The 21,351-nt window shown below is 72.5% G+C and carries 17 protein-coding genes and 1 pseudogene; 7 read left to right on the forward strand and 11 right to left on the reverse strand.

Annotation, left to right across the window (positions count from 1 at the left end; genetic code table 11):
- Positions 1 to 13 precede the first annotated feature (13 nt).
- Both ABZ464_RS05260 and ABZ464_RS05265 read right to left on the reverse strand, forming a co-directional pair.
- Positions 14 to 1,435 (reverse strand): hypothetical protein, encoded by a 1,422-nt coding sequence (locus ABZ464_RS05260; protein WP_359271176.1) that lies wholly within the window; start codon positions 1,433 to 1,435, stop codon positions 14 to 16.
- Between the two features lie 154 nt (positions 1,436 to 1,589).
- Complete coding sequence (locus ABZ464_RS05265) at positions 1,590 to 1,844, reverse strand: helix-turn-helix transcriptional regulator (RefSeq protein WP_359271179.1); 255 nt, start codon at positions 1,842 to 1,844, stop codon at positions 1,590 to 1,592.
- A 32-nt stretch (positions 1,845 to 1,876) separates the two neighbouring features.
- Here ABZ464_RS05265 and map point away from each other — a divergent pair, with 32 nt between their 5' ends.
- Positions 1,877 to 2,647 carry a type I methionyl aminopeptidase gene (map, locus tag ABZ464_RS05270; protein ID WP_359271182.1) on the forward strand — a complete coding sequence of 257 codons (771 nt, stop codon included), beginning with the start codon at positions 1,877 to 1,879 and terminating at the stop codon, positions 2,645 to 2,647.
- A gap of 178 nt (positions 2,648 to 2,825) precedes the next feature.
- Positions 2,826 to 5,363, forward strand: a complete 2,538-nt coding sequence (locus ABZ464_RS05275) for an ATP-dependent Clp protease ATP-binding subunit (RefSeq protein ID WP_359271185.1) — start codon at positions 2,826 to 2,828, stop codon at positions 5,361 to 5,363.
- Here the strand turns inward: ABZ464_RS05275 and ggt are convergent.
- Positions 5,358 to 7,169: a gamma-glutamyltransferase gene (gene ggt, locus ABZ464_RS05280; protein WP_359271188.1), complete on the reverse strand. Its 1,812-nt coding sequence runs from the start codon at positions 7,167 to 7,169 to the stop codon at positions 5,358 to 5,360. The two genes, ABZ464_RS05275 and ggt, sit on opposite strands and share 6 nt — an antisense overlap.
- A gap of 143 nt (positions 7,170 to 7,312) precedes the next feature.
- On the opposite strand from ggt, the gene ABZ464_RS05285 reads away from it, so the two are divergent.
- Both ABZ464_RS05285 and ABZ464_RS05290 read left to right on the forward strand, forming a co-directional pair.
- Positions 7,313 to 8,059 carry a hypothetical protein gene (locus ABZ464_RS05285; RefSeq protein WP_359271191.1) on the forward strand — a complete coding sequence of 249 codons (747 nt, stop codon included), beginning with the start codon at positions 7,313 to 7,315 and terminating at the stop codon, positions 8,057 to 8,059.
- Between the two features lie 80 nt (positions 8,060 to 8,139).
- The gene (locus ABZ464_RS05290; protein WP_359271197.1) at positions 8,140 to 9,714 is read left to right on the forward strand and encodes an alpha/beta fold hydrolase; all 1,575 of its coding nucleotides are present in this window, start codon (positions 8,140 to 8,142) and stop codon (positions 9,712 to 9,714) included.
- Positions 9,715 to 9,994: 280 nt separating this feature from the next.
- On the opposite strand, the gene ABZ464_RS05295 is transcribed toward ABZ464_RS05290, so the two are convergent.
- Positions 9,995 to 10,414, reverse strand: coding sequence for a DUF6278 family protein (locus tag ABZ464_RS05295; protein ID WP_359271200.1), 420 nt, complete (start codon positions 10,412 to 10,414; stop codon positions 9,995 to 9,997).
- A 165-nt stretch (positions 10,415 to 10,579) separates the two neighbouring features.
- Here ABZ464_RS05295 and ABZ464_RS05300 point away from each other — a divergent pair, with 165 nt between their 5' ends.
- Complete coding sequence (locus ABZ464_RS05300; protein ID WP_359271203.1) at positions 10,580 to 12,304, forward strand: SGNH/GDSL hydrolase family protein; 1,725 nt, start codon at positions 10,580 to 10,582, stop codon at positions 12,302 to 12,304.
- A 25-nt stretch (positions 12,305 to 12,329) separates the two neighbouring features.
- Here ABZ464_RS05300 and ABZ464_RS05305 read toward each other — a convergent pair whose 3' ends face one another.
- The 4 genes from ABZ464_RS05305 to ABZ464_RS05320 form a co-directional block, all read right to left on the reverse strand.
- The gene (locus ABZ464_RS05305) at positions 12,330 to 13,109 is read right to left on the reverse strand and encodes an exodeoxyribonuclease III (RefSeq protein WP_359271206.1); all 780 of its coding nucleotides are present in this window, start codon (positions 13,107 to 13,109) and stop codon (positions 12,330 to 12,332) included.
- Between the two features lie 30 nt (positions 13,110 to 13,139).
- Entirely contained in the window at positions 13,140 to 13,775 is a 636-nt protein-coding gene (locus ABZ464_RS05310) for an MBL fold metallo-hydrolase (protein ID WP_359271446.1), read from the reverse strand.
- Between the two features lie 93 nt (positions 13,776 to 13,868).
- On the reverse strand, positions 13,869 to 15,176 hold the full coding sequence (pcaC, locus tag ABZ464_RS05315) for a 4-carboxymuconolactone decarboxylase (RefSeq protein WP_359271209.1): 1,308 nt from the start codon (positions 15,174 to 15,176) through the stop codon (positions 13,869 to 13,871).
- A 13-nt stretch (positions 15,177 to 15,189) separates the two neighbouring features.
- A complete protein-coding gene (locus tag ABZ464_RS05320) occupies positions 15,190 to 16,257 on the reverse strand; it encodes a transposase (protein ID WP_359271212.1) in 1,068 nt (355 codons plus the stop codon).
- Positions 16,258 to 16,634: 377 nt separating this feature from the next.
- Between ABZ464_RS05320 and ABZ464_RS05325 the strand changes: the two are divergent.
- A pseudogene (locus tag ABZ464_RS05325) lies at positions 16,635 to 16,805 on the forward strand (deferrochelatase/peroxidase EfeB); the annotation flags it as partial.
- Between the two features lie 18 nt (positions 16,806 to 16,823).
- Here the strand turns inward: ABZ464_RS05325 and ABZ464_RS05330 are convergent.
- From ABZ464_RS05330 to ABZ464_RS05340, 3 genes are all read right to left on the reverse strand, one after another.
- Positions 16,824 to 18,092 carry an MFS transporter gene (locus ABZ464_RS05330; protein WP_359271214.1) on the reverse strand — a complete coding sequence of 423 codons (1,269 nt, stop codon included), beginning with the start codon at positions 18,090 to 18,092 and terminating at the stop codon, positions 16,824 to 16,826.
- Between the two features lie 230 nt (positions 18,093 to 18,322).
- On the reverse strand, positions 18,323 to 19,222 hold the full coding sequence (locus tag ABZ464_RS05335) for a hypothetical protein (protein WP_359271217.1): 900 nt from the start codon (positions 19,220 to 19,222) through the stop codon (positions 18,323 to 18,325).
- Positions 19,223 to 19,378: 156 nt separating this feature from the next.
- Positions 19,379 to 20,218 carry a hypothetical protein gene (locus ABZ464_RS05340; protein ID WP_359271220.1) on the reverse strand — a complete coding sequence of 280 codons (840 nt, stop codon included), beginning with the start codon at positions 20,216 to 20,218 and terminating at the stop codon, positions 19,379 to 19,381.
- Positions 20,219 to 20,309: 91 nt separating this feature from the next.
- Between ABZ464_RS05340 and ABZ464_RS05345 the strand changes: the two genes are divergently transcribed.
- Positions 20,310 to 21,344 (forward strand): sodium-dependent transporter, encoded by a 1,035-nt coding sequence (locus ABZ464_RS05345; RefSeq protein WP_359271223.1) that lies wholly within the window; start codon positions 20,310 to 20,312, stop codon positions 21,342 to 21,344.
- The last annotated feature ends 7 nt before the right edge of the window (positions 21,345 to 21,351 follow it).

Consider the following 21,351-nt stretch of genomic DNA (forward strand, 5'->3'; position numbering starts at 1 on the left):
GGCGCGCTCCCCGTCACACGGTGAAGCCGGCCACTCTCAGGGCGTGGACCAGGTCCCAGCGGCGTTGTTCCGAGACGCCCCGGGCGGACTCCAGCAGCAGCGGGACGAGGGTGTGGGGGTCGGGTGCGGCGCTGCGGGCGGCCTCCTCCGGGGTGCGGACGCGGACGTAGGCGTCGAGCACGGCGCGGGCCTCTCGGCGGCGGCCGCCCGTGTGCAGCCCGAGGACGGCCTGCCCGATCTCCTCGGCCGGGCGGGCGACGCCCTGCCGCAGGATCCGCTCGCCGTCGGCCGTGCGCCCCACCGCGACCAGGGCGTCCGCGGCCTCCACCAGCCGGTCGGCGGGCAGCGAGGCGGCCTCCCAGAGCAGGGTGGTCCAGTCGGCGCCCAGTCCGGCGCGCTGCAGCTCGGCGGCGAGCAGCGGGATCCGGGCGGCCGGCCAGTACGCCAGCTCGACGAGCAGCGCGTGCGCCTCACCGCTGCGGCCCTCCCCGCGCAGCCGTACCAGCCGCTCCACCGCCCCCGCGGTCTCCTGCCGCGCCTCGGCGTCCAGCGGCTCCCGTCGCGGTTCCTCCCGCCGCTCCGCCCGCCCGGCCGCCCCGGCGAACCGGGCGCCCCGCAGCGTCCGCCGGGCGGCGGGAGCGGGCTCGGGCAGCACGGGCCCGGCGCTCGGCGGTACGACGACGGCGGCGTCCTCCTCATGAGCCATCCCGGCGAACCGCGCACCGCCCCGCCGCCGCTTGCGCTGCTTGGGGAGGGACCCCTGCCCGGCCTCGGGCTCGGCGGCCACCGAGGTGCTCCGGCTCCGGGCCGGGCGGGCTTCCTCACCGGGGGCGGGGGCGGAACCGCGGGTGGGAGTGGCGGTGGCGGTGGGGTGTGCGGCGGAAGCCGCGGAACCGCCCGCCGCCCCGTGCTCAGGGGCCGCAGGGCGGGGCGGCTCCAACTCGGCCATCCGATACCGGAGTTCCGCACAGCGGGCGACGGCGCGTTCATGGTCGTCGTGGGCCCAGGCCAGGTCGAGGCGGATGGCCTCGGCGTCCTCCTGGGTGGCCGCCGCGCCGAGCAGGCGCCCCAACTCGGCCTGGCGTTCGATGGCGTAGCGCTGTTCGCGGAGCATCACGTCGAGCCGGTCGCCGAGCGCCTCACGGCCGCCGGGCCGGGCGTCGTACGCGATGAGCGCGGCGGCGTGCAGGACCCGTGCGCGATCGGCCTCCTGGGCGGCGGCCGGGGTGCCGTACTCGGCGGCGAGGTCCTGGAGCACGGCTTCCACCACGTCCCAGGGCGGCACCTCACGGCCGTCGAGGCAGGCCTGCATACCGTCGGGGTCGCGCTGCCAGAACACCGCGCACCAGCCGGCGCCCTGATCGAGGCGCGTCAGCAGCCCGTTCAGGTAGTTCGCGAACTCCCGTACCTGGACCGGGAGTTGATCCACACCCATCGCACAGCTCCCGCCCGACCGGAACACTCCGGTCCGTAGAAAACACCAGCAGTGTTACAGCCGGGCTACGACGAGTTTTCAAAGCGGACGCGGACGGCGCCCCGCGCGACCTTGGCCGGAAAGAGCCCCCGCCCCGGCCGCGTTCCCGCCGGGCTCACACCACCGCGGCCAACGCGCACCGCCCGGCCAGCTCGTCCATGGACAGCCCCAGCGCGGCGGCCAGCGCGGCGACGGTGAAGAACGCCGGGGTCGGCGCCCGCCCGGTCTCGATCTTGCGGAGGGTCTCGGCGGAGATGCCGGCGCTCGCCGCGATCTCGGCCATGCTCCGGCCGCCACGCGCCTCACGCAGCAACTGCCCGAGCCGCTCGCCGCGCTCGCGCTCTTCGGGGGTCAACGGGTTACGCACCATGCCGTCATTCTAATACCGGTATAGTAATTGGCATGGTGGAACTCAAGACGAGGGCGTCGATCGACGCCATGTACGAAGCCGGCCAGGTCGTGGCACGGACCCTGACAGCGGTGCGCGAGGCGGCCGACGTGGGCGTCTCCCTGCTGGAGCTGGACGAGGTGGCACGGGACGTCCTGCGGCAGGCGGGCGCCGGCTCCCCCTTCCTCGGCTACCGGCCGTCCTTCGCGCCGACCCCGTTCCCGGCGGTGATCTGTGCCTCGGTGAACGACGCGATCGTGCACGGCATCCCCACCGGCCGGCGGCTGCGCGACGGCGACCTCGTCTCCATCGACTGCGGGGCACGGCTGGGCGGCTGGGTCGGCGACTCGGCGATCAGCTTCACCGTGGGCCGGGCCCGCCCGGCGGACGTCCGGCTGATCGAGACGGCGGAGCGGGCCCTGGCGGCCGGCATCGCGGCGGCGGTCCCCGGCAACCGCATCGGCGACATCGCCCACGCCATCGGCACGGTCTGCCGTACGGGCGGCTACGGCATCCCCGACGGCTTCGGCGGCCACGGCATCGGCCGCCACATGCACGAGGACCCCGGTGTCCCCAACGAGGGCCGCCCCGGCCGGGGCCTGCGACTGCGCGCCGGCATGGCGATCGCCATCGAGCCCATGCTCATCGCGAGCGGCCACGACGACTGGCACGCGTCCCCCGACGGCTGGACCCTCAAGACGAACGACGGCTCGAGGGCGGCCCACACGGAACACACGGTGGCCATCACGGAGGACGGACCAAGGGTCCTTACCGAGCGACGGTAGACCGGCGGACCTCAAGGGGCGCGGGGAACTGCGCGATCAACCACGAACCACCCGCACCCGCCCCACAACCGCACCCCGCAGGACATGCCGCCCCCTCCGGATCGTGCAATCGTGGTGTAGCCCGGCACGGCCAGGGCACCCGTCCGCCCGGCCACGCACGTCGATCGAACGGAACGCCATGACCAGCGGCTACATCGGCCCGGAGGGCGACCCCTTCGGTGAATTCCTGGCCCGCTTCTTCGGCGGCCCCCGCCCCGGCCCCCGCCAGATCAACATCGGCCAGCTCCTCAGCCAGCCCGCGAGGGAGCTGGTCCGGGGCGCGGCCCAGTACGCCGCCGAGCACGGCAGCCGTGACCTGGACACCGAGCACCTGCTGCGCGCGGCCCTCGCGGCGGAGCCGACCCGGAGTCTGCTGAGCCGGGTCGGCGCCGATCCCGACTCGCTGGCGGCGGAGATCGACAAGCGGTCGGGGCCGGTGCAGCACCCGCCGGGCGAGGCGCCCCCGCCCACCTCGCTGTCCCTCACCCCGGCCGCCAAGCGGGCCCTGCTGGACGCGCACGACCTGGCCCGGTCCCGCGGGGCGGGGTACATCGGCCCGGAGCATGTGCTCAGCGCCCTCGCCGCGAACCCGGACTCCGCGGCCGGGCACATCCTGAACGCGGCCCGGTTCGCCCCCGCCGCTCTGCCGCCCGAGGCCACGGAGACCGCGCAGGCGCACCCCGAGCGGCAGCGCCCCACCGGCACCCCCACCCTGGACAAGTACGGCCGTGACATCACCGAGCTCGCCCGCCAGGGCCGGATCGACCCGGTGATCGGGCGGGACGACGAGATCGAACAGACCATCGAGGTGCTGTCCCGGCGCGGCAAGAACAACCCGGTGCTGATCGGGGACGCGGGTGTCGGCAAGACCGCCGTGGTGGAGGGGCTCGCCCAGCGCATCGCGGACGGGGACGTGCCGGACGTGCTGGACGGCCGCCGGGTGGTCGCCCTGGACCTGACCGGGGTGGTCGCCGGCACCCGCTTCCGGGGCGATTTCGAGGAGCGCCTGAACAGCATCGTGGGCGAGATCCGCGCCCACTCCGACCAGCTGATCGTGTTCATCGACGAGCTGCACACGGTGGTCGGCGCGGGCGGGGGCGGCGAGGGCGGCTCGCTGGACGCCGGGAACATCCTCAAGCCGGCGCTGGCCCGCGGTGAGCTGCACATCGTGGGCGCGACGACGCTGGAGGAGTACCGGCGCATCGAGAAGGACGCGGCGCTCGCCCGCCGCTTCCAGCCCATCCTGGTGCCCGAGCCGACCGTGCCGGACACGATCGAGATCCTGCGCGGGCTGCGCGACCGCTACGAGGCCCACCACCAGGTCCGCTACACCGACGAGGCGCTGGTGGCGGCCGTACAGCTGTCGGACCGCTATCTCACCGACCGCCGGCTGCCGGACAAGGCGATCGACCTGATCGACCAGGCCGGGGCGCGGGTGCGGCTCGGGGCCCGGACGAAGGGCACGGACGTACGGGCGATGGAGCGCGAGGCCGAGCAGCTCGCCCGGGACAAGGACCAGGCGGTCGCGGACGAGCAGTACGAGCTGGCCACGCAACTGCGGGACCGGATCACCGAGTTGAAGCAGCGCATCGCGGACACCTCCGGTGAGGAGGAGGTCGACGAGGGCCAGCATCTGGAGGTCACCGCGGAGGCCGTCGCCGAGGTGGTGTCCCGGCAGACCGGCATCCCGGTCGCGAGCCTCACCCAGGAGGAGAAGGACCGGCTGCTGGGCCTGGAGGAGCATCTGCACGAGCGGGTGGTGGGCCAGCAGGAGGCCGTACGGGTCGTCTCCGACGCGGTGCTGCGCTCACGCGCCGGGCTGTCGAGCCCGGACCGGCCGATCGGCAGTTTCCTCTTCCTCGGCCCGACCGGTGTCGGCAAGACCGAGCTCGCCCGCGCTCTCGCCGAGACCCTGTTCAGCAGCGAGGAGCGGATGGTCCGGCTCGACATGAGCGAGTACCAGGAGCGGCACACCGTCAGCCGGCTGGTGGGCGCCCCGCCCGGGTACGTCGGCCACGAGGAGGCCGGGCAGCTCACCGAGGTGGTGCGCCGGCACCCGTACTCGCTGCTGCTGCTCGACGAGGTGGAGAAGGCGCACCCGGACGTCTTCAACATCCTGCTGCAGGTCCTCGACGACGGACGGCTGACCGACTCCCAGGGCCGTACGGTCGACTTCACCAACACGGTGATCGTGATGACGAGCAACCTGGGGTCGGAGGCGATCAGCCGGCGCGGAGCGGGCATCGGCTTCGGTCCGGGCGGGGCGCGGGCCGACGAGGAGGCGCGGCGCGAGCAGATCCTGCGGCCGCTGCGGGAGCACTTCCGCCCGGAGTTCCTCAACCGCATCGACGAGATCGTGGTCTTCCACCAGCTCACCGGCGACCAACTGCGGCAGATCACGGACCTGTTGCTGGAGAAGACCCGGCGGCTGCTGCACGCGCAGGGCATCGGTGTGGAGTTCGCGGCCGGGGCGGTGGACTGGCTGGCCGAGCGCGGTTACCAACCCGAGTACGGGGCACGGCCGTTGCGCCGCACGATCCAGCGCGAGGTGGACAACCGGCTGTCGCGGCTGCTGCTCGACGGGCGGGTCAAGGACGGCGACCGGGTGCGGGTGGAGGTCGAGGAGGGGCGGCTCGCGTTCCGCACCGAGCCGCCCGTCCCCACCCCGGAGCTATGACGCGGGGTGCACCACCTGGGCCGAGCCGCCGCCGCGCCGTACGGTCTCGGCGGCGGCCAGCCACTTGCCGCCGGGCAGCCGCTGCACGCCGGTGGCCGCGCCGATCTCGGCGTTCAGCTTGAACGAGTGCCCGATCGCCTCCAGTTGAGACCTGACGCTGTCCGGGCGGGTGTCGTTGAAGAGGGCGGGTTCCATCTCCGTCTGGGCCGCGTTGCGCTGGCTGACGCGCGGCGCGGCGATCGCGTCGACGAGCGGCAGGCCCCGGTCGAGGAACTCGGTGAGGGTCTGCAGCACGGTGGTGATGATGGTGGCGCCGCCGGGCGAACCGAGCGCCACGACCGGCTTGTTCTGCCGGTCGAGGACGATGGTCGGCGAGAGGGAGGAGCGCGGCCGCTTGCCCGGACCGGGCAGGTTCGGGTCGTGCACGGCCGGGTTGGCGGGGGTGAAGGAGAAGTCCGTCAGCTCGTTGTTGAGGAGGAAGCCACGGCCGGGGACGGTGATCGCGCTGCCGCCGGTCTGCTCGATGGTGAGGGTGTAGGAGACGACGTTCCCCCACTTGTCGGCCACCGTCAGATGGGTGGTGTTCTCGCCCTCGTACGTCGTCGGCGCCGCCGTGCCCCTGGTGTCGCAGGCGGCCGGGTGGCGTGGGTCGCCGGGGGCGACGGGGCTGGTGAGGACCGCGTCGTCCTTGATGAGGCAGGCCCGCGAGTCGGCGTACCGCTGTGAGAGCAGTTGCTTCGTCGGTACGTCCTCGAAGGCGGGGTCGCCGACCCAGCGCCCCCGGTCGGCGAACGAGATCCGGCTGGCCTCGATGTAGTGGTGCAGGTACTGGACCTCGCTCGCCTTCGACAGGTCCGTGTTCTCGAGGATGTTGAGGGCCTCGCCGACGGTGGTGCCGCCGGAGGAGGAGGGGGCGATGGAGTAGACGCCGAGACCGCGGTACGTCGTCCTGGTGGGCGCCTGGAGCTTGGCGCGGTAGGCGGCCAGGTCGTCGGCGGACAGCCGGCCGGGGCGCGCGTTCCAGCCCGAGGCCGGGTCCACGGGCGGGTGGTTGACGGTGTCGACGATGTCCTCGCCGACGTCGCCCTTGTAGATCGCGGCGACTCCGTTGCGGCCCAGTTCCTCGTAGGTCCGGGCGAGGTCCGGGTTCTTGAAGGTCGAGCCCACGACGGGGAGTTGCCCGCCGGGCAGGAACAGCTTCGCGGTGTCCGGGAAGTAGCGGAAGCGGGTCTCGTTGGAGGCGGTCTGGGAGCGGAAGGTGTCGTCGACGGTGAAGCCGTCGCGGGCGATGCGCTCGGCGGGCTTCAGGACCGTGCCGAGCTTGCGGCTGCCCCACTGGCCCAGAGCGGTCGCCCAGGTGGCGGGGGTACCGGGGGTGCCGACGCTCAGGCCGCTGGTGACGGCGTCGGCGAAGGCGAGCGGGGCGCCGTTCTCCAGGAACAGGTTCGTGTCGGCGGTGAGCGGCGCCCGCTCGCGGCCGTCGATGGTGTGCACCGTACGGGACTTGGCGTCGTAGTAGACGAAGTAGCCGCCTCCGCCGATGCCGGAGGAGTAGGGCTCGGTGACGCCGAGGGCGGCGGCGGTGGCGACGGCCGCGTCGACGGCGTTGCCGCCCTTTCTGAGCACCTCGATGCCGGCGGCTGAGGCGTCCGCGTCGACGCTGGCGACGGCACCGCCGTAGCCGACGGCGACGGGGACCTTCGCAGGGGTCGTTCTCCCGGCGGCGGGCGGCGCTGCGGCCCCCACCGTGACCACGGCGGCCGAGACCGCCAGGACCGACAGTTTCCGCGCGACAGGGCGACGCATCCGTACCTCCAGTCGGGAACCGTCCGCGCAGCGTAGCCAGATTCGGGGGGCCTCGACAGGCGCCTTCCGGGCACTGTCATACGACTGCCACAGCTCGAACACGGGTACGTCAAAGGCATGTCCGCCCGCTACCATGCGCGCCCATGAACGACGACGTGCGCAACATCGTCCTGGGGGTCATCGCGACCGGCCTGAGCGCCGTGCTCGGCTGGGTGGCCCGGACCTATCTGTGGCGCCGGAAACTCCGGCGCAAGCAGGCGTTCTTCGGGCTGCCGGAGCACTCGGAGTGTCTGCTCGTCGTCAACCGCGACGCGGGCAGCCCGGACCTCGCGGTGCACCGCCACGACGTGTTCGCGCTCCTGGAGCTCGCCGCGCTCATCAAGGACTGCGGGGCGGGCGCCGAGGTGGTCACGCAGGACGCGGCCCGGCAGGGGTTCGGGGAGCGGACGGAGTTCTGCGTCGGCGGCCCGGGGTCGAACCGGCGGATGGCCGCCCATCTCCAGGCGATGCTGCCGGGGGTGCGGATCAACACCGACCGGGAGCCGGGCCCGGACCGGCTCGCGTTCCGGATCGGCACCGAGCAGTACCGGATGGACGCGGGCATCACCGAGTACGTGCTGCTGGCCCGGCTGACCGCGGGTCAGCGGCGGGAGGCGCGGCCGGTGTTCCTGTTCTGCGGGCAGCGCGCCATCAACAACCAGGCCGCCACCCGCTATCTGGTCCGCCATCACGAGCGGCTGGCCCGCAAGCACGGCGGCAACTCCTTCGTACTGCTCCTGAAGGTCGTCAACTCGCAGGCGTACGGCCCCGATGTGGTGGAGCTGGTCGAGGACGTGACCCGGGCGGCCCAGGCGCCGCTGCCCGCCGAACCAATCGTTACTGCCACGTAACTTACTCACGGGTTACTTCCGGTAAGGCCACCCGGTTACCGTCGGGTCACTTTGCACGGACGCATGTCGAGGAGTGACCCGTGGGACGACGACCGCACCGTAGGGCCCTGCGCACGACCGCCGTCGGCGCCGTCTCCGCCTCACTGGTCACCGGCGGCGTCCTGGGCCTCGCGCCCGTCGCACAGGCCGCCACGGGCGCGGTCCGGTACGTCGACATCGCCGGGGACGGCGGCACGGTCCTGAAGGCCAACGTCATCACCCCGGCCGGCGCCGACGGCACCCGCCGCTACCCGCTGATCGTGCTCCCCACCAGCTGGGGCTTCCCGCAGGTGCAGTACCTCGCCCAGGCGCAGAAGCTCGCCGACGACGGGTATGTGGTGCTCAGTTACAACGTGCGCGGGTTCTGGCAGTCGGGCGGCGAGATCGACGTGGCCGGTCCGCGCGATGTGGCCGACGCGTCCGAGGTCGTCGACTGGGCGCTCGCCCACACCCCGGCGGACCCCCGGCACATCGGCATGGCGGGCGTCTCCTACGGCGCGGGCATCAGCCTGCTGGCCGCCGCGCACGACCCGCGCATCAGGGCCGTCGCCTCGCTCAGCGGCTGGGGCGACCTGATCGACTCGATCTACTCGGGCCGCACCCAGCACCTCCAGGCGGCGGCCGTGCTCGACACGGTCGGCACGGTCACCGGCCGGCAGAGCGCCGAGTCGCGGGAGATCTTCTCCGCCTTCTACGACTCCGACCTGTCGAAGGAGAAGGAGATCGTCGCCTGGGGGGAGAAACGTTCCCCCGCGAGCTTCCTGGACCGGCTCGACAAGAACGGCGCGGCCGTGCTGATGGCCGGCGCCTGGGGCGACACCATCTTCCCGCCCAACCAGTCCGCCGCCTTCTACGAGCGGCTGACCGTCCCCAAACGGCTGGAACTGCGCCCCGGCGACCACGCGACCGCCGAGCTCCCCGGCCTGTTCGGCGTGCCCAACGACGTATGGACGGACACCCGGCGCTGGATGGACCACTACCTCAAGGGCGTGGACAACGGCATCGACCGTGAACAGCCGGTCCAGCTCGAGTCCCGCTCCACGGGCGGCTACGAGGGCTACCCGGACTGGACGTCGGTGGGCGCGACCCGCGAGCGGATCGCCCTGGCCGGCACGACCACGATCCACACGAACGTCGACTCGGGCGCCGACGGCGGGACCGTGTTCCTCTCCAGCATCCTCGACCAGGTCGCACGGGTCCCCCCGGTCGCCCCGATCCCGCTGCTCCCCCGGTACTGGGCCGCCGTCTGGCAGTCGCAGAAGTACGCCACGGCGCAACAGGTGCGCGGCACCGCCCGGTTGCACACCACGCTCACCCCGACCGAGGAGAGCGGCACCCTCGTCGCCTACCTGTACGACGTGGGACCGCTCGGCCTCGGCAAGCTGGTCTCGCACGCGCCGTACACCTTCCACGGACGTACGCCCGGAAAGCCGTTCGGTCTCGACCTGGAGTTGTTCTCCACGGCCTACGACGTCCCGGCAGGGCATCGGCTGGCCCTGGTGGTCGACACGGTCGACCCGCTCTACGTCGAGCACAACCCGTCCGGCGCGCGGCTGACCTTCTCCTCGCCGGCCACCGACCCGTCGTACGTGTCGGTGCCGCTGCGCGAGCAGTGATCTGCGACCGGCGCCGGCCGGGCAGGGCTCTGTGACTTCCGCCCCCTACGGCCGGATTGCCGCGGAGAGTCCCCCACCACCTGGCAGCAGCGTCCCCGGTTCTGCCGCCGCGGCGGTCGCGACCCCGGTTCTGGGGGATGAACGGCCCATCCTAGTCGCCCCCTTCAGTGCTTGAGAATCTTGGACGGAAACTACCCAGAGCGACCTCGCCCCAGGACACGACACGCACCCGGGGGCATAAGCCGTATTTACGTCGAGCTTATGTCCGCCGAGCAGGGGCTCAGGCCTCGGCCACCTCGGCGTACAGCTGGGACAGTTCGGGCACTCCGCTGGACGCCCACTCGTGCCCGGAGTCCACGACGTCGAACTCCCGTCCCGAGGCCAGCCGTACGACGGGCTGCCCGTCCGCCCGGAAGTCCCAGGCGGCGCCGGGCACGGTCCGCACGATGACCGTGCCCAGGTAGAGCCCGGCGTCGTTGCCGAGCCAGGGCAGGATCTCCTCGTCGTCCCGCCAGCGCGGCACCATCTGGTCGAGTGCCTCCAACGAGGCCACGGTGTCGTCGAGTCGGATCCCCGCCCGGGCCGCCTGGGAGCGCAGCAGCTCGCATTCGGAGAGGAGCTCCGCGACCCCCTCGGGGTCGGCGGCCAGGATCGCTTCACCGTGCTTCTTGCGCCTGTTGCCCAGGAAAGGGATGTCCATACCTCCAGCGTGTCATTCGCACCGACGTACGCACCACAGGCGCGCTGGCACGTACGTACGGTCGAATCCACGGTCCGGCTGCGCATGGCGCGTTGACCGGGTCCGGCCCGCCGCCTAGCGTCGCGAGGCGCTGACGGCTGACGGGTGTGCGGGAGGGAACGGTTCGTGCGCCGAGGTGCGTGGGGGGTCGCCCTGGCCCTCGTCGGGTCCGGGCTGTTCCTCGCGCCCGCGCGGGCCGCCGCCCCACCGCTGCCGCCCGCGCTGGAGGCGTGGTACGACAACGCGTCCACGGTGGACCTCGACGGCGCGGGCAACCATCTGCCGGCGTCCGATCTGGCCGCCGCGGGCTGGACCCCGGGGCGCGCGCCGACCGTGCAGGGCGCCCGGCTGGCCTGGCCGCCTCGCCCGCCGGGCTCCCCCGACAACGTCCGCGCCGCCGCGCAGACCGTACGGGCCGGCGGGCACGGCGACGCCCTCGCCTTCCTGGTCACGAGCACAGGCGGCCGGGCGGCGGGCGGCCCGGGCAGCGTCCGGTACGCCGACGGCACCCGCTCCCTGTTCCGGCTGACCGCCCCCGACTGGCGCACCGGCCCGCTCGCCACCAAGGCCTTCGCCCTGCCGCGGGTCGGCACCCCCGGCGGCCCGCTCGCCGAGCGGCCCCGGCTGTACGTGGTGACGGTCCCGTTGGCGCGGGGGCGCGAGGTGGTCGCGGTACGGCTGCCCTTCGCGCCCCGGCTGCATGTGTTCGCGCTGGCCGTGCGGTCCGCGGCGGAGGGCTGGACCGGCACCTGGGCGGCCTCGCCCTCCGCGCTCGCGGCGGTGGGCCCGTGGACCGACCGCACCCTGCGGCTGGTGGTGCACACGTCTGCCGGCGGGCCCTGGCTACGGCTCCGCTTCGACAACGCGTTCGCCTCCGCGCCGGTGCGGATCGGGGCGGCGACGGTGGCGGTGCGCTCGGCGGGTGCTGCGGCGCGGTCGGCCCCGGTGCCGCTGTCCTTCGGGGGCGCGCGGGACGTCGAGGTGCCCGCAGGGGCGCAGGCGGTCAGCGATCCGCTGCCCTTCGCCGTGCCCGCGGACACGGATCTGCTGGTGAGCTTCCATCTGCCCGGCACGGTGACCTCGGTGCCATGGCACGGGCTAGCGGTGCAGCGGTCGTATCTGAGCGGGCCGGGCGACCACACGGCGGACGCGGACGGGACGCCGTACCCCGCCACGATCGGGTCCTGGCCGCTGCTGACCGGGGTGGACGTGGGCGGCGGGCCCGGTGCGGTGGTGCTGCTCGGGGACTCGATCACCGACGGCGACCGGTCCACGGTCGGAGCGAACCGGCGCTGGCCGGACGCCCTCGCGGCCCGGCTGGGCCGGCAGGACGCGGTGCCGCGCTACGGGGTGCTCAACGCGGGGATCGCCTCGAACCGGGTGGCGGCCGACCGCTATCCGGGCGACGGGCTCGCCCTGGTCGGCGGCGGGGTCGCCGCCCCGCACCGGCTGGACCGGGACGTCCTCGCGCAGACCTCGGTACGGACGCTGGTCGTGTTCGAGGGCATCAACGATCTGCGGGACGCGGCGACGGCCGCCCGGGTGGCCGCCGGGCTGCGGGAGATCGCCGGGCGGGCGCGGGCGCGTGGCCTGCGGGTGCTCGGCGCGACGCTGCCGCCCTGCGGGGGCTCCGCGCGCTGCACGGCCGCCGTGGAGGCCGAGCGGGCCGCGCTGAACCGGTGGATCCGCACCACCGGCGCCTTCCACGGCGTCCTCGACTTCGACCGTGCCCTGCGCGACCCCGCCGCCCCGACGCGGATGCTCGCCGCGTACGACAGCGGGGACCATCTGCATCCCGGGGACGCGGGATACGCGGCGCTCGCGCAGGCCGTGGACCTGCGGCTGCTGTGAGAGCCGGCCGACGGCTGTCCGGGGGCTAGACGTCGAGGTCGACGACGACCGGCGCGTGGTCGGAGGCGCCCTTGCCCTTGCGCTCCTCGCGGTCGACGTAGGAGTCCTTGACGGCCTTGGCGAACGGTGCGTTGCCGTAGACCAGGTCGATGCGCATACCGCGGTTCTTGGGGAAGCAGAGCTGGCGGTAGTCCCAGTACGTGAACGGGTGGTCGTACTTCAGGGGCCTCGGGACCACGTCGGCGAGGCCGGCCTCGCGCAGGGAGGCGAGAGCGGCGCGCTCGGCCGGGGTGACATGGGTGAGGCCCTCGAAGGCGGCCACGTCGTGGACGTCGTCGTCCGTCGGCGCCACGTTGTAGTCGCCCAGGATCGCGAACGGCCGGCTGCCCGCCGCGTCGCCCGCGACGGCCGCCTTCAGGGCCTCGAACCACTGGAGCTTGTAGGCGTAGTGCGGGTGGTCCACCTCGCGGCCGTTCGGCACGTACACCGACCAGACGCGGACCGGGCCGCAGGTCGCGGAGATCGCCCGCGGCTCCACGGAGCCGTCGTAGCCCGGGTCGCCGGGCAGGCCCTTGACGACGTCCTCGATGCCCACGCGGGAGATCACCGCCACGCCGTTCCACCGGCCGGTGGCGTTGACCGTCGCCTCGTAGCCCAGCTCGCGCAGTTGGTCGAAGGGGAACTGCTCCTCGGCCAGCTTGGCCTCCTGGAGGCACAGCACGTCCGTGCCGCTGCTCTCCAGCCAGGCCAGCAGCCTCGGCAGGCGGGCGGTGATCGAGTTGACGTTCCAGGTCGCGATGCGCATGCCTCACAACCTACCGGGCGCCACCGACACTCACAGGGGCGTGCTCTCCCCGGACGCCAGCCGCAGGTGCGGCGCGCCGCCGAGAGCGCCGATCTGGTTGTCGTAGATGGGGCGGGCGAGGTCGGTGAGCAGGGCGTCGTGGATGTCGTACGCGCGCTGCGGCTTCACCTCGCGGACGTAGTCGATGACCTCGGAGATCTTGCTCCAGGGGGCCATGACGGGAAGCATCAGCGTCTCGACGGCGTGGTCGGGGACGGTGAGGGCGTCGCCGGGGTGGAAGACGCGGCCGCCGTCGATCAGGTAGCCGACGTTGGTGATGCGCGGGATGTCCGGGTGGATGACGGCGTGCAGTTCGCCGTGGACCTGGACGTCGAAGCCGGCCGCGGTGAAGGTGTCGCCGTGGCCGACGGTGTGGACGCGGCCGGGGAAGGCGGCCGAGATCCTCTCCGCGACGGACCTGAGGGTCCAGATCTCGGCGGCCGGGTTCGCCTCCAGGGCCGTGCGCAGCCGCTCCTCGTCGAAGTGGTCCGGGTGCTCGTGCGTGACCAGGATCGCCTCGGCGCCGACCGCCGCGTCCGCCTCGCTGAACCCGCCCGGGTCGAGGACGAGCGTGCGCCCGTCCTTCTCCAGACGGACGCAGGAGTGCGCCTTCTTCGTCAGCTTCATGGTCGTCATGCTCGTCATGGGGTCCATCCTCCCCCGTCCCTCCTTCCCCGTCCCTCCTTTCCCGTCCGTCCTCCCCCGGTGCGGCGGCGCGGCTCAGTCGACCGGGGTGGTCTCCTCGCGGATGATCTGCTGGGCCACCCGGAAGGCGCTGTTGGCCGCCGGTACGCCGCAGTAGACCGCCGCCATCAGCAGCACCTCCTTGATCTCGTCGGGGGTGAGGCCGTTGCGCAGGGCGGCCCGGGTGTGGAAGGCGAGCTCGTCGAGATGGCCGCCGGCGACCAGGGCGGTGAGCGTGACGCAGGAGCGGGAGCGCCGGTCGAGGCCGGGGCGGTCCCAGATCTCGCCCCAGGCGTAACGGGTGATGAACTCCTGGAAGTCGCCGGAGAAGTCGTCGGCCTGGGACAGCGCCCGGTCCACGTGCGCGTCCCCGAGGACCTCGCGGCGCACCTTCAGCCCGGCGTCGTACGGGTCCGGACGGCCCATGACCTGCGGCAGCTCCTCGACGGGCGCGGGCGCGATCTCGGCGATGGCCACCGGCTGCGGGGGCGGCGTCGGGGTGGTCACCGCGCGGACCGGGATGCCCGGGACGGCCGTCTGCCCCGTCGTGGACTCGTAGGCGGGCTGCCAGGCGGTGGAGAAGTGCCGCACGAGGAGGTCGGTGACGGCCGCGGGCTGCTCCACCGGGACCAGATGGGAGGCGCCGGGTACGACGGCGAGGCGGGCGTCGGGGATGCCCGCGACCAGGGTGCGCGCCTCGGCGGGGCCGGTCACCTGGTCGTCGGAGCCGACGAGGACGAGCGTGGGGACGCCGATCAGTCCGAGTTCGGCGCGGACGTCGAACGCGGCGAGCGCCTCGCAGGCCGCGATGTAGCAGCCGGGGTCGGTGGTGCGCACCATCTGCACGGCCCACTCGGTGATCGCGGGCTGGGCCGCCGCGAAGCCGGCCGTGAACCAGCGGTCGGGCGAGGTGCGGGCGATCGGGTCGAGTCCGTTCGTACGGACGATCACCCCGCGCTGGCGGAACTCGTCCGCGGTGCCGAACCTCGGCGAGGCGGCGATCAGCCCGAGCGAGGCGACCCGCTCCGGGTGACGCAGGGCCAGTTCCACGCCGACCGCGCCGCCGAAGGCGCAGCCCGCGTAGCCGAAGCGCTGCACCCCGAGCCCGTCGAGCGTGGCGAGCAGCCGCTCGGCGAGATCGGACACGGAGCCGGCCGGGTGGGCCGGGGCGCCGCCGTGACCGGGCAGGTCGTACCGGAAGATCCGCCACTGCTGGGCCAGTTCCGGGACCTGCCGGTCCCACATGTGCCATGTGGTACCCAGAGAGGGACCCAGGATCAGGACGGGAGCCTCTTCTGGCCCGTCAAAGCGGTATTGCAGGGTGTTCGACGGTGTCTCACTCACGCCTCAGACCCTCTCACGTATCACGGACGCCCCTATAACGGGGGATGCTGGATACCGTCCTGACCAGGTTGAAGACCTCTCGGGCGGCATATCGCTTGAGGCATCGGATGATCTCACGTCGGGTCTTGCCCTCCCGAGTGCGGCGTTCGTAGTACGCCTGGGTGCTCGGGTCGTGGCGCAGGCGGGTGAAGACGATGCGGTGCAGGGCAGCGTTGGCCTGACGGTCGGGGCTGACTCCGTAAAGGGCAGCAAAGGACGCCTCGGTGTTCAGTCGCTCGGGGTTGTCTCCCATGGTGATCAGGAGAGTGACGGCGCTGTCCGGGCCGATACCCACCGGTTCGAGCAGTCGCGGGGCGTGGCGTTCGACGAGCCGGGTCAGGCGCTGGTTCAGCTCATCGATCTGCCCGGTGAGCTGTTCGATGCGCTCGGCGAGCATGCGCAACGTCATATGGGTGGCCTGGCCCACCGCGTCCTCGTCGCCCCCGCCGTCGTGCGGGCCGAGGCGCGCGCAGGTGCGGAACAGCTCACGGTTGCCCAGGCTGGACAACCGTTCCCGCAGGGCGGGGTCGGCGATGACCAGGACGGCCTTGAGCTGGTTGATCGCCTGGGTGCGAGCCATGACCGCGGAGTCCTTGGCGAGTTTGAACATCCGGGCGCTGTGCACCGGACCGTCGCCGGTTTTCGCCCGGGCCCGGGCGCGACCACTGAGCACGGCCCTCGCAGCAGCCTGTGCATCAAGCGGGTCCGACTTCCCGGGCAGTCGACGGGCCGTGCGGTCGGGCCGGTTCACCTCGAACACCTGAACGTGCTGAGCCAGCAGGTAGCGGGACAGGCCCGCTCCGAAGGTGCCGGTACCCTCCACCCCGGCCCGGCGCACCGTCCCCAGCTTGCGGGCCCAGACGAGCAGCCGACGGTAGCCGGCCGCCGTGGCCGGAAAGGACTCGGTACCCAGAACCTTCCCCAGCGGGGTTACTGCGGCAGCGACATGAACCTCGCCGTGCGTGTCCACGCCCAGGACAACCTCGCCCCGAACGGGTGGATCCGCACTGGAGGAGGAGGTGCTGCGCTCTCTGGTCGTCATGGGTGGTTCGCCTCCCGCGTGGTGACGTGCTGGGTGGATGGCACCGGCCTGCTCGGGCGGTCTGAACCGTGATGGCGCCTGAAACTCGGCAAGGCCCCTATTGGGACACGCCCTGTGGCTCGGTGACAGCAGACGCCATCCCGCAACGACAGTCGACAAGCCCGTGACTGGACACTTCGGTCATAGATCTCATGAGTCAGACCCCCGTCCGGGACGGCATTGCGTAACCGTGCCATTGATCCCGGCACAACGGCCTGCCCCGATCACAGCCGCATGGCTTCGTCCGAATCGGTGCCCACCTGGCCTGGGTGTGCGGACAAAGAGTTGACTCTTCGTCTACTCGTGACCGGCATTGACGGGAAGCCGTGTGGGCCAAGCGGGTCTCCCGCACCGAGCAGGAGAAGATGTTCGGCCGCCGCAAGGACACCGGAGCCCCGCTCGACGGCGCCAAGGAGACCGATGTCCCCAACTACGCCAAGGATCCGGACGGCAACGCGATCCCCCTCGACGCCCACATCCGCCTCGCCAACCCGCGCACCGCCGCCACCGTGCCGAGAACGCGCCACTCAGTGGGCGGGCGTGGACCGCACAAACCGGGTGACCCACAGCAGAACCAGCGCGGCAGCCTGGATACCGATGACGACGACGATCAGAAGGGGGACGGAGATGTCGTACAGAACCCCGGCCAAGGCGCCGCCGGCCAGCGCGGCCGCTCCCATGATCCCGGCGAAGACGCCGTACGCGGTGGCCCGGTGGCCAGGTGGTACGAGGTCGGCGACGGTGGCACGCAGCGTGGACTCCTGAACGCCGACCGCGGCGCCCCACACCAGCGCACCCGCCACGGCGACCCCCACCGTGTCGGTGAAGGCCAAGGCCGGAACGGCGGCGGACAGCAGCGGCAGGACGACCAGGACCTCGGCGCCGAACCGGTCGTACAGCCATCCCGTGACCAGCGCCGCCACCGCGTCCGCGGCCATGGCCGCCGCGTACAGCACCGGCACCATCGCGGTCGGCATCAAGTGGCGGACGACCAGGTGGTAGGAGAGCACACCGAAGGTGGCGAAACCGGTCAGGGTCGCGGCGGTGAAGACCGCGTAGGCCCAGAAAGCCCGCGGCAGCCTCCCCTCCCGGGATCCGACAGGGCCCGGCTCCTCGGTGGAGTCCGGCTGCTCGGGCGCAGCCGCGCCGACGGTCGTCTCGTAGCCCACCGGATCGGGAACCCTGGCACGCAACCAGAGCAGCAGCGCGACGGCGGCCACGCCGGGCAGCGCGAGCACCCCGAGCGCCGGGGCGTAGTCGTCGCCGGTGAGGGCGAGGACCCCGGCCACCGTGAGCGGGCCGACCAGAGCGCCGACCTGGTCCATCGCCTCGTGCACCGCGAAGCCGCGGCCCCGTCCGGTGGCGGCGGTGGCGTACGAAAGCAGCGTGTCCTTGGCCGGAGAGCGCACGGCCTTGCCGACGCGTTCCGCGATCACCAGGGTGCAGGCCACCCACAGCACGCCGGTCAGACCGAGCACCGGGACGGTGGCCGCGGTCAGCACGTATCCGGCGATGGTCCAGGCCCAGAAGCGGCGACTGCGGTCGGCCAGCGGACCCGACGCCAGACGCAGTCCGAGCGCGGCGGCCTCTCCCGCCCCGGTGACCACGCCGACCATGGCCGCGGAGGCGCCCAGGTGGGCGAGCAGTGGGCCGGTGACGGAGCGAGCGCCCTCGTAGACGAAGTCCATCAGCAGGCTGACGCCCCCGAACACCACCACGAACCGCCACGCCGAGAGCCCCCGGGCAGGCCCGTCCGATGGTTCGGGCGTGACGGACGTGGCGCGGGCGGGCTTCACGGATTCCTCCTCAGGGCGTCGCGTGCCCGGCAGGCTGAACATCGCCTTCTGAACACCGGACCACCTCCTGAGGGCGCTCTCCTCTTCACCGGGCGAATCCGGCAGGCACATCCTCTCTCGACACCCTGGAGCAGTCAGGTGCGGAGGCGGACGCAAGACGCTCTCCCGCGCCCACCCGACGAGCGTGGCGCCGTTCGCGCTCAGTCGGCCCGCGCGGTGGCCCGGTCGTACTAGCCCGTCTCCGGAGGCAGGGCTGCGGACGGGGCGACACCGCGGCGCTCCTGAGCGTGGGCGTAACCCGTCAGACCGACCAGTACGGCCAACAGCACGGCCGACGAACCCGCCGTACCGAGATCGAGACCGCCCTTCGCGACCGGCTTGGTCAGGAAGTCGCCGGCCGTCGCGCCGAGCGGGCGGGTCAGCACGAAGGCGATCCAGAACAGCAGCACGTTCGGGACGACGGGCGCCCTCATCAGGGCCACCAGCACCAGCAGGACACCGGTCACCAGCGCCGCCCCGCCGGCGTAGCCGAGGCCCGAGCTGTCGGAGAGGAAGTCGCCCATCGAGGTGCCGAGGGTGTTGGAGACGAGGATCGCCGACCAGAACAGCGCCTCCCCGCGGAAGGTGACGATGTCGCGGATGACGAACGTCATCCCGGTCAGCTTCCAGACGGCGAAGATGACGACCAGGATCGAGATCAGGACGGCCGCGCCCGTCGGGTATCCGAGACCGAGGCCCTGCGGTCCCCAGCCCAGCGAAGCAGCGCCGCTCGCGAGGTACTTGGTGCTGGCGTCGCGGTTCATGAAGTCGGACATCGTGGTGCCGGCCATGCTGGTCGACAGGATGACCGTCCAGTAGAAGAACGGGTTGTAGCGGCGGGAGCGCAACTGGACGACCAGGGTCACCACGAAGAGCAGGAACAGGGCGATCGTGGTGAGGAAGTAGCCGAGCTTCAGGGTCTGTGCGAAGAGGTCGCCGGCCGTCTCGCCCAGGGTCGTCGCCGCGATCTTCATGATCCAGAAGGCGAGGGTGACCTCGGGCAGCTTCTTCATCACCGACCCGGCCGTGGTCGCGGACCGTTGCTGCCCGGCGGCAACGTCTAAGTCGGTGAGGACTTCGGGATTCTCCATGGTCGGACACTCCTGTTCGTGGGGGGTGTGAGAGGGCGCCCGTCTCCGCGAGGGGGACGGGCGCCCTGCGACACACGGTCCGACCGCGCGGGCCGGCCGTGGTGTCCGACCTTGTCGGTGATCACCTGAACGCTTCCTGAACGCCTTCCCAGCCGTTCAGGCTGTCTGCCGTGTCACGCGCGCGGGGTCCGCGACGTCCTTGCGGGTCACCGCCAGGTACACCACCAGACCGAGGATGACCGCCAGGAAGAGCCCGCTCGTGACGACGGTGCCGAACCCGAGGCCGCCGTCTCCGGTCGGCTGGGACAGGTAGTCGCCGATCGAGGCGCCGAGCGGGCGGGTGAGGATGTAGGCGATCCAGAAGCTCCACACCGCGTCCAGGCCCAGCGCGAAGTGCGCGACCGCCACGGCGGCGATGGCCAGGGCGAACAGGACCGCCGAGAGCCAGTAGCCGAGGTCCATGCGCTCGGAGACGAGGTCCCCTGCGGCCGTGCCGAGGGCGAAGGTGAACAGTACGGCCAGCCAGTAGTACGCCTCGCGGCTGGTGGTGTCGATGCTGTGGATGGAAAGAGTCCGTTCCCGCCGGTACCAGACGACGAAGACGACCGCGAGGAGGAGCGCGAACACCGCGGTGCTCGCCTCCAGCGGGACGCCCATGTTGTCGGTGAGGTTGTCGCTGATCAGCGTGCCGACGACGCTGATGAGGGCGACGGCGAGCCAGTACACGCCCGCGCGGTAGGCGGTGGTACGGAACTGGACGACCAGGACGACCGCGAGCAGCGCGCTCATCAGGACCGACACGCCGGTCAGGCCCAGGCCGGCCTTCTCGTTGAGCAGGTCGGCCGCGGTCTCGCCGACCGTGGTGCACAGCACCTTGATGATCCAGAAGTAGGCGGTGACCTCGGGGACCTTGTTCCAGCGCAGACGGTGGGAGGGGCGAGCAGGGGCACTCGTGCCCGGTTCGGCCTCGGGAGTCTCGGAGAGTTCGTAGGTCATGGGCAGGACGTTGCCAGCGGTTACCTGAACGCATCCTGACTGCCGCGCGGCTTTCCCGGCCCGCCGGGTCCGGCCTGATCACGATGGGGCCATGCACACCCGCGCCGCGTCCTGGCTGCGGCACCGGCTCGGCCGCGCCGTCGTCCTCTCCTACGCCCTCGCCCTGATCCTGCCCGCACCCGGCGTGTGGCTGCGCCGCCCCCATCCCTTGCCGCCGACGCACCTGACGCTGCACACCGCACCGATTCTGCTGTCCCTGGTGCTGTTCTCGGCCGGGCTCCAGGTCCCCGTCCGCGCGCTGGGTGGCCTGCTGCGGCATCCGAAGGCCCTGCTCGCCGGCCTCGTGCTGCACCTGGCGATCCCGCTGGCGGTCGTGCCGTTCGTCGCCCTCCTCCTGCGGCGCACTCCCGACACCGACGGCGGCAGCGGACTGCTCACCGCGATGATCCTTGTCGTGGCGATGCCCGTCGCCGCCGGGGCTACCGTGTGGACCGACAAGGGCGAGGGAGATCAGCCGACGATGGTGGGCCTCGTCCTGGCCTCGACCTTCCTCAGCCCGCTCACCACCCCCGTGCTGCTGGCGACGCTGTCGCCGCTGCTCAGCGGCGGCTACGCGCACACCCTCGCCGACACCGGCCGTCTGGCCCAGGGCGGATTCGCCCTCACCGCCGTGGTCCTTCCCTGCGCGGCGGGCCTGCTGGGCACACTCGTCCTGCCCGCGCGACGGCTGGGCCGCCTGGTCACCACGGTGGCCCCGTCGGCCATGGCCGGTTCGCTGGTCCTGACCTACGTCAACGCCAGCGGCGCCCTGGGATCCGTCCTGACCCGGCCACGTCCGCTGCTGTTCGCCGCTGCTCTGGCCGTGGCCGCCCTGGTCTGCCTGCTCTCCTTCGTCCTCGGCCGCGTCGCCGCCCATGTCCTACGGCTGGAGGCGGGCACCGCCTCGTCGCTGACGCTCGCCTGCGGCATGAACAACAGCAGCGCGAGCGCGGTGCTGATCACCGCGTCCCTGCCCGACAAACCGCACCTGCTGCTGCCGGTCCTCGCCTACGGGCTGTTGCAGAAGACCGCCGCGAACCGGATCGTCACCCGGCTGCGACCGGCGCCCTCCGCGGCAGGCGCCTGAACGGCCC

It is taken from the genome of Streptomyces sp. NPDC005820 (genome assembly GCF_040630255.1).
GTDB lineage: Bacteria > Actinomycetota > Actinomycetes > Streptomycetales > Streptomycetaceae > Streptomyces.